General features: G+C 68.3%; 15 protein-coding genes. 7 read left to right on the forward strand and 8 right to left on the reverse strand.

What is annotated here, in order from left to right; all coding sequences use genetic code 11:
• Positions 1-2 precede the first annotated feature (2 nt).
• From EPL01_RS12480 to EPL01_RS12490, 3 genes are all read right to left on the reverse strand, one after another.
• Positions 3-524 carry a TlpA family protein disulfide reductase gene (locus EPL01_RS12480; RefSeq protein ID WP_135825595.1) on the reverse strand — a complete coding sequence of 174 codons (522 nt, stop codon included), beginning with the start codon at positions 522-524 and terminating at the stop codon, positions 3-5.
• Positions 521-1,192 carry an SCO family protein gene (locus EPL01_RS12485; protein ID WP_135825596.1) on the reverse strand — a complete coding sequence of 224 codons (672 nt, stop codon included), beginning with the start codon at positions 1,190-1,192 and terminating at the stop codon, positions 521-523. The genes EPL01_RS12480 and EPL01_RS12485 overlap by 4 nt, the downstream gene beginning before the upstream one ends.
• 88 nt (positions 1,193-1,280) lie before the next feature.
• Positions 1,281-2,387 carry a glycosyltransferase family protein gene (locus EPL01_RS12490; protein ID WP_135825597.1) on the reverse strand — a complete coding sequence of 369 codons (1,107 nt, stop codon included), beginning with the start codon at positions 2,385-2,387 and terminating at the stop codon, positions 1,281-1,283.
• 348 nt (positions 2,388-2,735) lie between these two features.
• Here EPL01_RS12490 and EPL01_RS22050 point away from each other — a divergent pair, with 348 nt between their 5' ends.
• Positions 2,736-2,900: a DUF7718 family protein gene (locus tag EPL01_RS22050; RefSeq protein ID WP_210424140.1), complete on the forward strand. Its 165-nt coding sequence runs from the start codon at positions 2,736-2,738 to the stop codon at positions 2,898-2,900.
• A gap of 198 nt (positions 2,901-3,098) precedes the next feature.
• Here EPL01_RS22050 and EPL01_RS12500 read toward each other — a convergent pair whose 3' ends face one another.
• Entirely contained in the window at positions 3,099-4,295 is a 1,197-nt protein-coding gene (locus tag EPL01_RS12500) for an MFS transporter (protein WP_135825598.1), read from the reverse strand.
• Between the two features lie 307 nt (positions 4,296-4,602).
• Between EPL01_RS12500 and EPL01_RS12505 the strand changes: the two genes are divergently transcribed.
• The gene (locus tag EPL01_RS12505) at positions 4,603-4,830 is read left to right on the forward strand and encodes a hypothetical protein (protein WP_135825599.1); all 228 of its coding nucleotides are present in this window, start codon (positions 4,603-4,605) and stop codon (positions 4,828-4,830) included.
• 90 nt (positions 4,831-4,920) lie between these two features.
• On the opposite strand, the gene EPL01_RS21690 is transcribed toward EPL01_RS12505, so the two are convergent.
• Together EPL01_RS21690 and EPL01_RS12510 are read right to left on the reverse strand one after the other, a co-directional pair.
• A complete protein-coding gene (locus tag EPL01_RS21690; protein WP_168215903.1) occupies positions 4,921-5,094 on the reverse strand; it encodes a hypothetical protein in 174 nt (57 codons plus the stop codon).
• Positions 5,095-5,132: 38 nt separating this feature from the next.
• Positions 5,133-6,221, reverse strand: coding sequence for an aldo/keto reductase (locus EPL01_RS12510; RefSeq protein WP_135825600.1), 1,089 nt, complete (start codon positions 6,219-6,221; stop codon positions 5,133-5,135).
• A 131-nt stretch (positions 6,222-6,352) separates the two neighbouring features.
• On the opposite strand from EPL01_RS12510, the gene EPL01_RS12515 reads away from it, so the two are divergent.
• The gene (locus tag EPL01_RS12515; RefSeq protein WP_246045690.1) at positions 6,353-7,018 is read left to right on the forward strand and encodes a hypothetical protein; all 666 of its coding nucleotides are present in this window, start codon (positions 6,353-6,355) and stop codon (positions 7,016-7,018) included.
• A gap of 16 nt (positions 7,019-7,034) precedes the next feature.
• Here EPL01_RS12515 and EPL01_RS12520 read toward each other — a convergent pair whose 3' ends face one another.
• Both EPL01_RS12520 and EPL01_RS12525 read right to left on the reverse strand, forming a co-directional pair.
• On the reverse strand, positions 7,035-8,222 hold the full coding sequence (locus tag EPL01_RS12520) for a DHH family phosphoesterase (protein WP_135825601.1): 1,188 nt from the start codon (positions 8,220-8,222) through the stop codon (positions 7,035-7,037).
• Between the two features lie 61 nt (positions 8,223-8,283).
• Complete coding sequence (locus EPL01_RS12525; protein ID WP_135825602.1) at positions 8,284-9,180, reverse strand: SDR family oxidoreductase; 897 nt, start codon at positions 9,178-9,180, stop codon at positions 8,284-8,286.
• 504 nt (positions 9,181-9,684) lie between these two features.
• Here EPL01_RS12525 and EPL01_RS12530 point away from each other — a divergent pair.
• Genes EPL01_RS12530 through EPL01_RS12545 form a run of 4 tightly spaced genes read left to right on the forward strand, consistent with a single transcriptional unit; the run spans position 9,685 to position 14,222 of the window.
• Positions 9,685-10,149, forward strand: coding sequence for a DUF7283 family protein (locus EPL01_RS12530; protein WP_135825603.1), 465 nt, complete (start codon positions 9,685-9,687; stop codon positions 10,147-10,149).
• Positions 10,130-10,549 (forward strand): DUF7285 family protein, encoded by a 420-nt coding sequence (locus tag EPL01_RS12535; RefSeq protein WP_135825604.1) that lies wholly within the window; start codon positions 10,130-10,132, stop codon positions 10,547-10,549. Before EPL01_RS12530 ends, EPL01_RS12535 begins: the two co-directional genes overlap by 20 nt.
• Positions 10,546-11,052: a DUF7284 family protein gene (locus EPL01_RS12540; RefSeq protein ID WP_135825605.1), complete on the forward strand. Its 507-nt coding sequence runs from the start codon at positions 10,546-10,548 to the stop codon at positions 11,050-11,052. Before EPL01_RS12535 ends, EPL01_RS12540 begins: the two co-directional genes overlap by 4 nt.
• On the forward strand, positions 11,049-14,222 hold the full coding sequence (locus EPL01_RS12545; protein WP_135825606.1) for a DUF7286 family protein: 3,174 nt from the start codon (positions 11,049-11,051) through the stop codon (positions 14,220-14,222). The genes EPL01_RS12540 and EPL01_RS12545 overlap by 4 nt, the downstream gene beginning before the upstream one ends.
• Positions 14,223-14,545 lie beyond the last annotated feature (323 nt).

Below are 14,545 nucleotides of genomic sequence, written 5' to 3' on the forward strand. Positions count from 1 at the left end.
CCCTACGCCAGCGCCTCCTCGACCTGTTTCCGGAGCGTCTTCGCGTCCGTGACGCCGGTCTCGGCCCACGCGACCTCGCCCTCGGCGTCGAAGACGGCGACGTGCGGGATGCCGCCCGCGCCCAGCGCCGACATGAGTTCGCTGTCGGGGTCGTGGCCCAGCGTCCACGCGCCGTCGTTCTCGCGCCACCAGTCGCGGATGTCGCCCTTCGAGAGGCCGCCGCCGAGGCGCTCGTTCGTGACCGAAATCATCGCCACCTCGTCGCCGTACTCCTCGCGGACTGCGCCGAGCGCGTCCATCTGCTCCTTGCAGGGGCTACACCACGTGGCGAAGAGGTCCACGACGGTCACGGTTCCCTCGGCGGGGACCCGCATCTCTCCGGCCTCGGAACCGGGCGCGTCGAACGTCTCGACGGTCAGCGGGAGCGAACTCCCCGACGACCCGAGACCGTCGCCTAGCACCCACGCGCTCGTCCCGGTCAGGCCGAGACCGCCGAGCGCGACCAGCAAGCGGCGTCTGTTCATGTTCGAACGGTTTCGAGGTCGGAAATTATCTGCTTCGCTTTCGGTGACTTCGACCGGTAGGCTCGTTCGACGTAGCCGTCGGCATTCACGAGGAAGGTGAGCGCGCTGTGGGTGAACATGTACATGTCCATGTCGTCGGGGTGGGTGCGCTCGAACATCACGCCGAACTGCTCCTGGACGACCGACTTCGCCCGGTCTTTGGACTCGGGCCGGAGGAAGTGCCAGTTCTTCGAGTCGGCGTCGACGTTCATCTCCTCGGCGTAGGCCTCGAAACGCTGCGCGTCGTCGCGCTGGGGGTCGAACGTCGTCGGGAAGAACTCCACGTCCCCAGCGTACCCCTCGTTCAGCGAGTGAGTGTGGACGTTGCGCATCGTCGAGATGAGGACGGGACAGACCGTGTTACAGTGGCTGTAGAAGAACGTCAGCACCATCGGCTTGTCCACGCTCCGGAGTTCGACCGACCGGTCTTCCATCGGGGCCGGAAGCGTCACGTCGGGGACTTTCTGGCCCCACGCCGGGTAGGGTACGTCCTCGCTGGCGAACTCGCGGTCCGGTTCCGAGAGGGTTACGTTCGAGTTCCCGCCCGAGTCGAGCATGCCGGTACAGCCCGCGACGCTCCCCGCGAGGCCGACCGCAGTCGCGGTCCGAAGAAAGTTGCGACGGTCCATACCTGTGTCTCACCACTGGCGGCCTAAAGGTGGTCTGGTGCGATTCTCGAACGAGCGTCGCCACGCTTTCAGTGCTACGTGTCGCGCATCAACAGTGGTCACGAACCGCCGCGACGTCCTCCTCCGAGGCCGCAAGCACCTCGCCCGGCGTCAAATCGGTCTCGCGCCACGCCAGAAGCCGTCGGTCCGCGCCCGGCGAGACGACCGCCTCGGCGTAGATGTCCACCTGCTCGCGCTCCTCGGCGGGGTCGTAGTCGAGGCCGTTGAATCCCGCGTCGGCGGCGTACTGCTCGACGAGTTCTCCCGCGGCGCGCCGGTAGCGGTCTGGCAGGGTGTCGTAGTCCGGCGATACGCCGTGGGACTCGACCGCCCGGAGGAGCGCGGTCCCGACGTGGCGACTCATGTCCGAGAGGCCGGTCGGTCCCGACACCGCCCGGTGGTCGTGTTCGTACCGGCCCAAATCGACCTGCGCGGTGCCCTCGAATCCGGCGTGGGCGAACGCCTCGCCCAACTGGCCGACCTCCAGCCCCCAGTGGCGCTCGACTCGGAGCGAGCGCACGAGGTCGCTGGTCGCGCCGAACTCCCCGGCCAGCGCGTACCGGAAGGCCCCCAAGTAGTCCAACACCGCCGCGTCGGGGTTGGCGTCGGCCAACGCGCGCACGAGTGGTTCGTAAAAGAGGCGACAGAGTCGCCCGTAGAGTTTCCCGTTCTCGACGCGGGCGTAGTAGCCCTTCGAGAAGTCGTAGCCCTGCGCGAGGGGGTAGCACAGTCGAGACACGTCGGCGGCCTCGTAGGTCTTGGCGTCGGCGTCGTGGACCACCACGTACTCGCTGTCGGCGGTGGCGACCCCGAGTGCGAGCCACACGTCTCGGCCTTTCCCGGCCTCGCCGTTCAGGCCGCGCTCGGCCAGCAGGTCGGTGACGCCCGGTCCGTTGCACCACACCACCGACAAGGGCAGGTCGAATCCCCCCAACCAGTCCAGAAACGGCCCGACCTTCTCCGGCGGCGCGCGAAGCGGGACGACGACCTCCTCGGGCGCGACCGACTCCAACTCCGAGAGGACGCGCTCGGCGGCGAGTCCGGCGTACTCGCGTTCGGTCATCGGTACGACCACGGCGGTCCGGTCGGTCGGCGCGTCCGGCACTCGGCCCGTCAGGTCGTGTAGCGTGGCGATTCGCTCCTGTCCGTACTCCATTGGGTGGGAGTTGGGAGGGAGGATTGAAAAGGAGGTGGAATCGGAAACAGTAGTAACTCGCCGGTTCGAAAAGTAGTCTTTTTTGACTATACGTTCGTCATGACCGATAACAGGTGACTGACGAGTGGGAACTCGACTCGACCCGGTGTGGGTCTCGTGGCCGTACGCGAGAATCAGACGCGAGGTTCGGACCGAGCGCGGCGACGTGACGCGGTTCGTCATGCAGTTAGAATACGACATGAACGCGACTCTCGACGGACGAGGAGACTCGGACTGGCGAGTCGTCGCTCGGTTCGACCACGACCCCGAGGAAGCGCAGGGTCACGACGTTACCGAGGAGGACTGCACATGGACGTGTATCGAAACGGCGAGAAGTACCGCCGGGCGTGGGACTTTCCGGAAATCGACCTCAACGACGCGCCGGGATACTGTCGAGAGTACCTCTGTCGGCACAGCGACTGGTTGCTCTCGCGCTTCGAGAAGTGGCACGGACTTCGCCAAGTGACAGACTAATCCTCGATTGGTTCCCACTCTAGCGTTTCCGGATGCGGATACTCGGCGTCTTCTGGAGGTTCGAACTCCGATTTCGGTTTCCCGGTTCGCTCCGAGAGAAACTCCGAGACGCTCAGTCGGTCGTCGTTCTGGAGAGACATCGGTCGTCTTCTTCGACTATGTTGCCACACCGATATAAAACTGTGGGAGTGTCCGGTTTCAGTCCCCACGCGCCACGCTCGGGTCTCGACCGCCGGTCGGAAGCTTATTCCCGGCCCACAGCACGACCAGCACGGCCAGAATCGCTATCAGCAGCCCCCCGAAGGTCCGGAACACCGTGTTGTAGGCGAATCCGGCGTCCACCAGCGCGCCGACGACGACGCTCCCGGTGGCCTGCACTATCATCATCGACCCGCTGTACAGCGAGTAGGCGCTGGCGCGGTTCTCGTCGGGGAGCGAGTCGAGCAGGTAGGTGTCGAGCGCGGGGAAGAGGCTGTGGACGACGTAGCCCAGAATCGCGGTGACGGCCGCCAGCATCGCCAGTCCCTGCGCCGCGGTGAGCGCGAATAGACAGGCGACGAACCCGCCGAGAATCGACAGCATCAGCGGGACGTGAGGCAGGCGATCTGCGAGTCGGCCCGTGACCCAGAACGCCGGGACCCCGGCGGCGAACACCACCGTGAGGAGCGTGTTGGCGGTCCCGGCGTCGATACCCTTCGTCGCGGTCACGTACTTCACGTAGAAGTTGAACAGGCCGTTCCAGACGAACCCGGTCGCGCCGAGGATAGCGATGCCGCTCAGGATGATGGGCCACTGTCTGCGGGCGGCCGTCAGCAGGTTGCGGTCCTCGGTCCCGGCGTCGGGCATCTCGATTTGGCGCGCGGCCCAGTAGAATCCGCCGGTCGCAACGGCCGCCACGACCGCGATGATACCGAAGACGGCGCGCCACGGCGCGGCGAGTAGCACCGCGCCGACGAACAGCGGAGCAATCACGGCCGCGAGCTGACTCGCGGTGCCGTGAATCCCGAGCGTCCGACCGACGCGCTCGGGGTAGAGTTCCGTCAGCAGGGGGTTCGCCGCGATGAAGTACGCGCCGCTGGCGACGCCCATCAGGAACGCGCCGACGCCGAGCATGACCACCGAGTTGGCGACCGACATGAACGCCGCCGCGCCGGTCAGCACCCCGCCGGTCCCGAGGACGACCGTGTGGCGGTCCACCCGCGTCAGCAGGTAGCCCGTCGGAATCCGAGGCGTGGCGCTCCCCAACCACGCCAGCGTGGCGACGAGGCCCGCCGTGGACTCGGTGAGCGCGAACGCCGCCGAGAGCGGTTCGAGCAGCGGCGCGAACACGATTCGGGCGAGGTTGACCAGAAAGACGACCGAACACATCGAAGCGAAGACCCGACCACGAGACACGCTCGACTCTACTCCGAGGGCACAGTCAAACCTTCCGAATCCGGCGAACTGAACGTTTCAACCGAGTGTTAGTGAGTCCGTGGCGGGTTCGCATGGGCCGAGGTAGCGGCGTTCAGCGACTGAAATACACCTCTCTTGATCGTATTTTTATTTTCTTAGCGATTGTGAATATTCCTTTGCCGAGGGAACGACCGCGGGTCGCGTCCGATACTTCGAGACCACAGTCGCCGTTCCCGCGGCGTAGGCAGACCCTACTGCGGAGAACGGCCCCCAAACTTTTCCCCGGGTCCGTCGTACTCCAGTCGCTATGAAATCTATTCGTCGCGGCCTCTGGGACGGCGAAGTCGAGAAGGACACTCGGGGCCGATTCGCGTGCGGTATCTGCCGTGAGTCGCTGACGGTCCCCGAGTCGGCGGTCTCCGACGAGTCGGCAGACGAGTCCATAGAGACCGACGGCGGGGTCCGGTCGTGTCCGGAGTGCGGCCGGTCGTGGAAGTCGCGCCAGACTCCTCGCTGGCGGACGACCGGCGGATAGACGGCGTCCGCGGTGCAAGCGAAACTCGTTCTACTCGGCCACCGCGTCGAAGGCGGGTGGCGAGACGGCCGGAGCGTCGCCGTCGCATTCTCAGTAATCGACCGACCCGTAGGACAGCAACGCAATCAGTACGAAGCCGACGAACGTCGCCACGACCAGAAAGCTACTCAGGGGCTTGCCGTTCACCACCGAGTGGACGAACCAGACGGCACCCCACGCGAGAAAGAACCCGACGATGCTCTCGATGGAGATGATGGGCCTCACGTTCGGCCCGACGAACTAACAAAATAAATAGCTATCTTTCACTCGAACACCGCGTCGAAGGCGTCCGCGCCGAGGGGGTCGAAGCGCCCGGCCTCGACGTTCTCCTCGACGTGTTCGGGTCGGCTCATCCCCACCAGCGAGGAGGTCACGCCGGGCGCGCTCCGGGCGAAGTTGATGGCGCGCTGGACCGTGGTGTCGCCCTCCAGTCGGTCTTCCACGTCCTCGGGAATCTCGCTCGCCAAGTCGCCCTGCGCGATGCTGGCGCTGGTGAAGACGTTCAGGCCCGCCTCGTGGGCGAACCAGAGCGCGCTCTGGGGACCCTCCGGCCCCTCGTGGGACTCGACGGTGAACCCGTCGGCCATGAAGACGTTGAAGGGCAACTGAATCGCCCGGAGGTGCGTCGCGGTGTTCTCGGCGGCCTTGGCGGCCTTCCGGGCGCGAGAGACGATTTCGGGGAGCGAGAGGTACTGGTCGTCGCCCTCGGGCACCCGGAGGGCGTTCCACGTCGCCACGCCGTACTTCGAGATGTCGCCCTCGGCGGCGCGCTCCTCGAGTCGGGTGAAGGTGGCTTCGAGTTGGTCGTAGACCTCCTCGCGGGACCGAGCGTGGAGTTGCGTCTCGGGGTTGTGGACGTAGTAGAGGTCGATCTCCTCGACGCCCAGATTGTCGAGCGACCAGTCCAGTTGGGTGTCGATGAAGTCGGGCGCGATGCAGTGGCTTCCCCGCGCCAAATCTTCCCGCTCGACGAGGCCGGTGTCCACGAACTCGCGCTTGACGTACTCGCCGGGATTCTCCGGGCGCTCGCCGTCGAAGGGGAGAAAGCCGCCCTTGGTCGAGACGAACGCCGAGTCGCGGGACACGTCGGCCTCCTCGATTGCCCGCCCGACGACGCGCTCGCTCCGCTGGCACCGGTAGTTGATGGCGGTGTCCACGACGTTGATGCCGCTTTCTAGCGCCGTCGTGATGGCGTCGCGGTACCGCGAATCGACCGCGTCGGTCGAGTCGCCGAGGTAGGTCCCGACCCCGACCGACGAAATCGCCAGTCCGTCGAACCGCCGGAAGTAGGTCCGACCGAAGTCGTCGCCGTGTTCGAGTTTGTACTCGTAGGTTCCGTCGTCGGTGGCCATGTCGGGGGGTAGCGCCCCGAAGCGGATAAGCGCGCAGGATTCGGGGCGGTTCGGTTTCCGAGAAAACCCGCACCGAAATCGGCGATTTCGAAGTGGAAATTCCAATAGGTTAGCCGCGTGTCGTATTATCCATGTTCGAGCGTTCGCCGACTCCCGACGCTTCCGGAGGAGTCCCGGGCCGCCCGTCTGACAGCGCGCTCCCCGGTCTGCTCGACCGGTACGCCGACTGGGGGCTGTACGGTCTCCTCGCGGGGACGATTCTGGGCCTCTTCGCGTTCGTCACCAACCCCGTGCCGGACCCCTCGTTCCCGTGGGCGACCCTGCCCGCTTCGCTTCGACTCCCGGTCGCCCAACCCCGAATCGAGCATTGGCCGGTGACTTACACCGTCGCCGTCTGGCTGTGGGTGTTCTGCTTCCCGGCGGTGTTTCTGGCGGGCTACCGGCGGTACGGACGAAAGCGGGTCGGCGGCGACCTGCGCGGCTCGACTCTCTGGCTGGTCGGACTCCCGGCCGCCGCGATGCTCGCGCTGACGACCTACTGTCGGTTCTTCTGGCCGAAGCTCTCCCCGGCGTCGTGGAACGCACCGTCGTACACCTTCGTCTGCTGGCTCTACTGCTCGTCGTACGTCCCGGCGTGGAGCAACGCGGCCTACGCCGTCGCCGCGCTCGGCCTCGGCGCGACCCTGCTCGCACGTCGAGACGCCGACCTGACGAAGTACGCGCTGGCAACCTTCGGCGTGCTGGCGCTCCCGCTCGGCCTGCCTGCGCTCTACGCGGCGTATCTGCGCCACCAGTAAGATTTCCCAGAAGGAGTTACACGTCGCCGTTCAGCGCGGCGAAGATGTCGTCGGCGAGTTCGGCTTGGGACCACATCGCGGCTTCGGCCCCGCTGGCGTAGGCCGCGCCCTCGACCGGAACCTGTCCGCCGCCCATCCGAGCGTGGCCGCCAGCACTCGCGCCGGGGATGTCGGTGGCGACCGATTCGAGCGCCTTGCCCATGTGGACTCGGTCGTCGCGCGACCGCCCCGAGAGGTGGACCGTCTCGTCGCGCCGACCGAAGACGACGACGGCCGTGACGCCCTCCAGTTGGAGGAGTTCGTCGGCGGCCTGCGGGATGGCGTCGGCGTTGTTGATGCGCCCCACGTCGCTGACCGCGAACGACCCGCGGACGTCCCGGCCCGAGATGGCTTGGGATTTGACTTCCAGCACCTCGGCGCTGACCTGCGGGTTGGCGATGCGGTCGAGCAGGTCCTCGTCGATGCCCTCGTAGAGGAAGGCCGCGGCCTGAAACTCCGACTCGGTACACCCGCTGGTGAGTTGCTTGGTGTCCGACTGGATGCCGTAGAGCAGGCCCGTGGCGACCTCCGAGGGGACGACCAGTCCGTCGCTCCCGTTCTCGGCGTCGGGGCCGACCGGCGTCCCGCCCACGTCTTCGAGGTACTCGGCGATGATGGTCGCGCAGGCACCGTACTCGGTGCGCTGGTCGGTGAACTGCTCGCCGGTCCCGTTGCCGGGGTGGTGGTCCACGACCGCGTAGGGTTCGACGCGCTCGGCCCCCTCGAAGCCCCGGGGCGTGTTGTGGTCCACCAGTACTACGTCCTCGGCGGCGAGTTCGCTCACGTGGTCGATTTGGCCGAGTTCGAGGTCGAGGACGGTTCTGAACGCGCGATTCTCCTGATGGCGGATTTGGCCCGCGAACTGGAGCGTGGCGTCGGTGCCGACCGCTTCGGCGAGGTGCGCGACGCCGATTGCACACGCCATCGCGTCGGGGTCGGGATTCGGGTGCATCAGGACCGCAATCTCGTCGCGCTTGGCCAGCGCGCGCTTGAGTCGCGCCCCCATCGGTCGCCGAATCCACCGGACGACGAGCCACAGCGAGGCCACCAGCGCAAACGTGGCGAGGGCGGCCGCTCCCACGAGTTCCGGGGAACTCAGGCCGTAGGTCTCGACGGCTCGGACGACCTCCCGAATCCGGAGTTCCGGAACGGTCGGCAGTTGCATGTTCCCCACCGACAACCCCGACGAACAAGAAATTTTCCCGATACGTGGGAAATTGAGGGGTTTACTCCGGTTGGTTCCTGTACGCTTCGATTTCCGGGCGGTACCCCTCCCGATAGGTCGGATAGTTGAAATCGTAACCGAGGCTTCGTAGCTTCTCGTTCGAACATCGCTTGCTGGTCAGCAGGCGGCGTCTGGCCCGCTCGGAGAGGTCGTCGGCGTCGAGTCGCTCCTCGACGGTCTGCTTCGGGGGGCGCTCTCGGTTGCACTCGTCGGCGAGCCAATCGGCGAACGCCCACCGCGAGACGGGTTCGTCGTCCGCGACCAGCACGACCTCGCCGCGAGCGAGGTCCTGCTCCAGCAGGAACCGCACCGCGCCCGCCGCGTCGTCGCGGTGAATCATGTTCAGGTAGCCCTCGGTGACCGGCCCCTCCAGATACCGCTCCAGTCGGGTCCGACCGGGACCGTAGATGCCCGCGAACCGCGCGACGGTGCCGTCGAGGCCGTTCTCGGGTGCCTCCTCCAGCGCCACGCGCTCGGCCTCGGCCAGCACTTCGGTTTTGTCGGTTTCGGGACTCAACGGCGTCTCCTCGTCCACCCAGTCGCCGCCGTGGTCGCCGTAGACGCCCGTGCTGGAGGTGTACACCAGTCGCTCCGGCGGGTTCTCCCGCGCCCCGAAGTGTTCGACGGCGGTCCGAAGCCCCTCGACGTAGACCTCGCGGGCAGCCTCGGCGTCTCTCCCGCCGGAACTCGCCGCGAAGACGACGGCGTCCACGTCCGGCACCGCCGCCAGCGTCTCGCCGTCGGTCACGTCGGCCCGGACCGCCTCGAATCCGGCCTCCTCGATGGCGTCGAGGCCCGACTCCGAGCGCCGGACGCCGACCGCGCGGTGGTCCTCCGCTGCGAGTTGGCGACCGAGTTCGAGTCCGACGTAGCCGCATCCGAGTATCACCACGTTCATGTTCGAATCTTTGCGCGAGCGGGGATAACTCCCGCGACAGCGAGTGAGAACAGAGACGATAGAACAATTGTTTGGGAAACGTATTTATTTCTTTAGCCAATATTCTGGTTTCTTTCAATCAGATGGCTTCGCCTCCGCGATGGCAGGCCGACCAGCCGCCAGCGGGCGCTCGACTGAGGAAACCACCAGCGAACGCTCGGCTGAACTTTCTTCGGGTGGGATGAAGGGGCCGCCCGGTCGCGTTTACGTGGTCGTCTCAGCGTGGCCCTATTTCGCGCCGGGCTGTGCGGAGAGGCGCGAAATATCCCGCTGAGCGACCGCGACCGGGCGGGGGCTTCAGAAGACAACATCACGGTTCAGTTGCGGTAGTTGACATCCTCCCCGCGCTAAAGGGCGGGGCTTTCTCCTTGCACTTCCGTAACGAGTTCCTGACCATCATCTACTCCTCTCAAACCGACTCCCCGAACCTCAACTTTAAGACCGAAGACGGGACGAACCCGGCCCATGTTCGACGCACCAGTCGAGACGTGGTACCTCTGGGTCGGCCTCGCTATCGCCAGCACCGCCGCGGTCGGTCTCGCGGCCACCCTGCCCCGAGCGCCGCCGCCGGACGCCGCCAGCGCCGCCCAGACCGTCGATTCCGTCGCGGCGAGCGCCCACTCGACCACCGGCGTCCACCCGCTGTCGGCCGACGCCGCGCGAATCGGTCCGTATCGAATCTGGCTTCGGGACGACGGCCGGTCGGGCCACGCGGCGCTGGCCTACGGTCCCGTGACGCCCGTTCGGCGCGACACCGCGCTCTGGGACGTGCTTCGGGGCGCGCCGCCCGAAGCGGCGTTCGGCACGCCCGCCGACTTCCGTCGGGCCGCGGCCGAAGCCCGCGACAGGACGCCCGAGTGGCGCTCGACCGACCGACTGACCGTCCGGCGCGTGACGTGGGAGGGCGTCGATGTCACGCTGGTCGGATGAGGAGAATCCTCGCGCGCAGGTCGAACCGCTGGCGGCGCTGGTCGCGGTCTTCGCCGTTGGAGTCGCGCTGACGGCCTACACTGGAGTCCTCAACGCAGCTCTGCCGACGCCCGACCGGAATCTCGCGGAACCGACCGTCGAGCGAGCCGAGCGCGCGGTCGGCGACGAGAGCGGCGTCCTCGCTCCCGATGCGCTCTCCTCGGGCCTCAGCGCCGGTCCCGACGGCTACCGACTCAATCTCACGCTCCAAACCGGCGGGCGGACGTGGCACGCCGGGCCAGTCCCACCAAAAAATTCGGATTCCGCCGACGCCCCTGATTCTACCCGACGCACAGTCAGCGTCCGCGTCGCTCCCGGTCGGATTCGCCCGGGGCAACTCCGCGCGGAGGTCTGGTCGTGAGAGCCATCAGTACCGTGCTGGACGCCTCGCTGTGCCTCCTGTTGGTCTCGGCGAGCGCGATGACGCTGGCCGGGACGCCGGCGAGAGACGCCGAAACCGGGGTCGGCCCGGATTCCGCGACCGGTCCGGACTCGGCAGACGAGACCGCCGAACTGGTGGCGACCAGCACCGCCCGCGTGACCTACGAGGAGGACCACGAAGCCACCAAGACCATCCACGACACGCTGGCGGGACTCCTCGCCAGCGCGCTCCGGGCTGACGCTCGACAGGACGCTCGAACCAACGCCACCGATTTCACTCGCGCCGTCGCCGACGAGGTCACCGCCACGCTCCGGCGCTACACCTCGCCCGACCTCGGCGTGCAGGTGGTCGCCAGCGAAGCCAGAGTAGGGTCGAGCGACCGAATTTCCGCGGGGAGCGAGCCGCCGCCGGAAATCGACGTTCACGCCGCGCGGTTCGCCCTCCGCGAGACTCGATTCACCGTCAGGACGTGGTCGGCGTGAGATTCGCCGAGGACCGCCGCGCTCGGGTCCCCTTCGCGCTGGTCGGGGTCCTCCTGCTGGTCGGAAGCGCGGCCCTCAGCGCCTCGCTCGCGGGGAACCCCGCCCCGCGAACCGACGAGTCGGTCGGCGTCGCAGTCGAGCGGGCCACCGCGGCCTCCTCGACCGCGCTCCGAGGAGCAGTCGCCCGCGCCGGTCGGCAGGCCGCCCGCCAACCCGTCACCGCCCCGGCGAACACCACCCTCGGGCGCGTCCTGAACGACTCGACGCCCTATCGGGACTCCCTTCGGATTCGAATCTACCTCGCGGCCCGCGACGCCCTGGATTCGGTGGCCATCCAAGCAAGCGACGTGCAAGCCTCGGTCTCGCTCCCGCCCGTCTCGAACGCCACCGAACTCCGGCGGGCCAAGCGCCGGGTGAGCATCGAACCGGCCAGCGGAAACAGAAGCGCCGACGCCGCCGAGAGTTCGGGTCTGCGTGTCCGAATCAGCAATATCACCGTCACCGCGACCCGCGGTAGCACCGCGACCCGCGGTAGCACCGCGACTCGCGGCGAGACCGCGACTCGCCGCAGTACCGCAACCCACGGAAATCGAATCGTCGAGCGCGAGGAGTTCTCGCCGACGCTGGTCGTGGCGACCCCGGCGCTGGCGCTCCACGAGCGCACCGAGCGGTTCGAGTCTCGGCTCAACCGCGGTCCGCTCGCGCCCGGCCTCGGCAGGCGACTCACGGCGCGACTCTACGCCGTGGGGTGGGTCCGGGGCTACGCCCAGTACGGTCGCGCGCCGATTCAGAACGTGGTGGCCAACCGCCACGTCGAACTCGCCGCGAACGGCGGCCTCCTGCGCGAACAGCGCGCCGTCTTCGGCCGGAGCGACCCCCGAGGTCGGCGGGCGCTCGGGTGGGCCACCGCCAGAGTCGGCGCGACAGACCTGCTCACGGCCGCGAACCATCGCCACGGCTCGGCCCGGACCGACCAACTCCTCGCCGCCGCAAAGCAGTACCAGAAGGAGAATCCCGTGCCCGGCGGGGTGACGGCCGACCGGTCGAGAAAAGCCGCGAGGAGGAAGCGAAACGCCGCCCTCCCGGTCGGCGTCAACCGGACCGCGGACCGGGCCTTCTCGGACCTCGTGAGGGGCCAGCAGGGGCCGAGCCTCGACGAGATTCTGCGGTCGTCCTACGCGGTCGATGCCCGGGTCGTCGCCGCAGTCCGGCGGGAGGAGCAGGAGAGCGAACCGCGCCCGGAACCGGCCTCGCCGGGCGCGAACTGGACGCTCGCGGGAACCGAGGTCCAGACGACGACTCGGGTCGAGGCCGCGAGCGGACCACTGTCGGAGACGCCGCAGGAGTGGCATCTCCTTTCCCACGAAACGCGCCGAGTCGTCCGGACCCGCGCGCTGGTCGCCAACTGGTCGCGGGGCAACGAATCTCGCCGGACGGTCCAGCGCTGGTCTGAGACGTTCGCGGTCCGAGTGGGGGTCGCAGGCGACCACGGCGTCGGTGGCGAGGAGGGAGACGTTTCACCGCCCTCGAACCCGGTTGCGGAGGTCCACGAACGAGGCGGCGCGCTCGACGGCCCGAATCTGGCGGGGATACCGGAGCGCGCCACCCAGCAGTTGGTCGCCGACCGCGGCGGCTACGACGCGCTGGCCCGGCGAGCAGTCGCCGGAACGCTCGACACCCGGTCCGAGGAGGTCGCGGGTCGGCGGCCGCCGGACCTCCGCGAGTGGGCCTACCGGGACGTGGCGGCCCTCCGCGAGGAGGTCCGGAACCTCTCGGTCGCGGTGCCCCGGCGGAAGGCCCTCGGCGAGCGCCCGCCTGCCGCGAAACTGGCCCGGAAAGTCAGCGCGCGCCGGGCAGACCTCCTCGACGCTCCGGCGCGCTACGACGGGGTGGCGGACAGAGCGAGAGTCGCGGCGCGGGCGGCCTACCTCGACCGAGTCGCGGCGAGGCTGGAGGCACGCGCCGACCGGGAGAACCGGACGCGAGTCGGCGTCGAGGAAGCGCTGGCAGATGCTGGCGGGTCACTCGACGGGGCGCGCCGGACGCTCCGCGCTCGGACGACGCCAGCAACGCCGCCGCCTCGGCCGATGGATGCCGACGGGCCGGGCGCTCCGGTCAACCTGAGCGTGACGGGCGCGCCGCCCTACCTCACGCTGGCGAAGTTGGAACACGAGGAGGTCCGGGCGATACCCGAGGGCGAGCGTCGGGCACTCCTCGCGGCGCGGAACCGGAACGTCTTCGCAATGCCCTTCGGGGACGCCGCCGAGAGGGTGGCGTCGGAAGTCGTGGGCGAGGGAAGTTCGAGGCGGGTCAGCCTCCGGGCCGGGGCGGTGGCGTTGCGGGCCGCGAACCGGACGCTGGCCGAGCGCGAGAACCGGAGTCTGGCGCGTCGGCGGGACCGGCTTCAGCGGTCGCTCGCCGAGTCGATGGCGGAGGCGAGGGCAATTCTGGTCGCGGAACTGGCGCTGGCTCGGTTCGACCTCCCGCGAAGCGAGCGCCGGGCGGCGGTCCGGGCAGGGTTGGCGCGGTGGAACACGACTGCTGGCCGGACGCTGGCGGTGGCGAACGGCTCTGCGGCCGCGGCCATTTCCGAGGAGGTGGTTCGGCGTCGCCCGGCGCTCCGGCGGGCCGACAGGCGCGACTGGGTCGCGCTCCGGGCCGAGTTGGCGGTCGAAGCCGCGAGTCGGCAGGTCGAGGGGCCGCGCCGGAGGCCAGTCAACCGGACCACGACCGCGACCCAGCGACTCGCCGAGACCGCGCTCAAGCAGGCGATTACGTCCGGCGTCGAGAACGCGACCGAGTACGCCAGCCAGCGGTGGTTCGGCGAGGTCCTCGGGTCGGTCCCGGCCGGGTTGCCGGTCGCGCCGGTGCCGGGCTACTGGTACGCCACGGTCAACGTCTGGACGGTCGAAATCTCGGGCCAGTACGCCCGGTTCGCGGTCAGCGCGCCGCAGGGGCCGCCCGGCGGGGCGGTCCGATACGTGAGGGAGAACGCGACGGTCAGGGTTGACGTGGACGGTGATGGTGAGGAGGACCTCCTCGGGCGCACCGCGCCGGTCGCCTTCGAGACGGGGACGACCGTCGTGGTTGTCGTGCCGCCGGGGCCGCCCGGCGTCGGCGACCGGGGCGGGAACCGGGACGAGACCTCGCCGGGCTGGACATCGGGGTGACCTGGAATTCGGAACTCGCCGGTTGATTTTCCACCCGGCGCGTGCTGACTCGTCTTTTCTTCCGGCGCGCGCTGGCGGACCCTCTTGTGGTCCGCCATCGTCGTGCGAGGGCCGAGGACCGCAGCGAAGCGAGGACCGCAGGCGGTTGGGGAGGCGTGAGGCTCGCAGTCGCGGTGCTGTGCGGTGGCGGTGACTCCAAGGATCAAGCCTGAAGCTAGCTCCCTCGAATCATCCATTCCAAGCAGTTGGAGTCAAGGTTTCGAAAGCCCTCGCGCGGTTCGCGCTCGCCCTTTCAGTCCGCCAGGAGTCGGCTATTTCACCGA

Source organism: Halorussus ruber (genome assembly GCF_004765785.1).
Classification (GTDB): domain Archaea; phylum Halobacteriota; class Halobacteria; order Halobacteriales; family Haladaptataceae; genus Halorussus; species Halorussus ruber.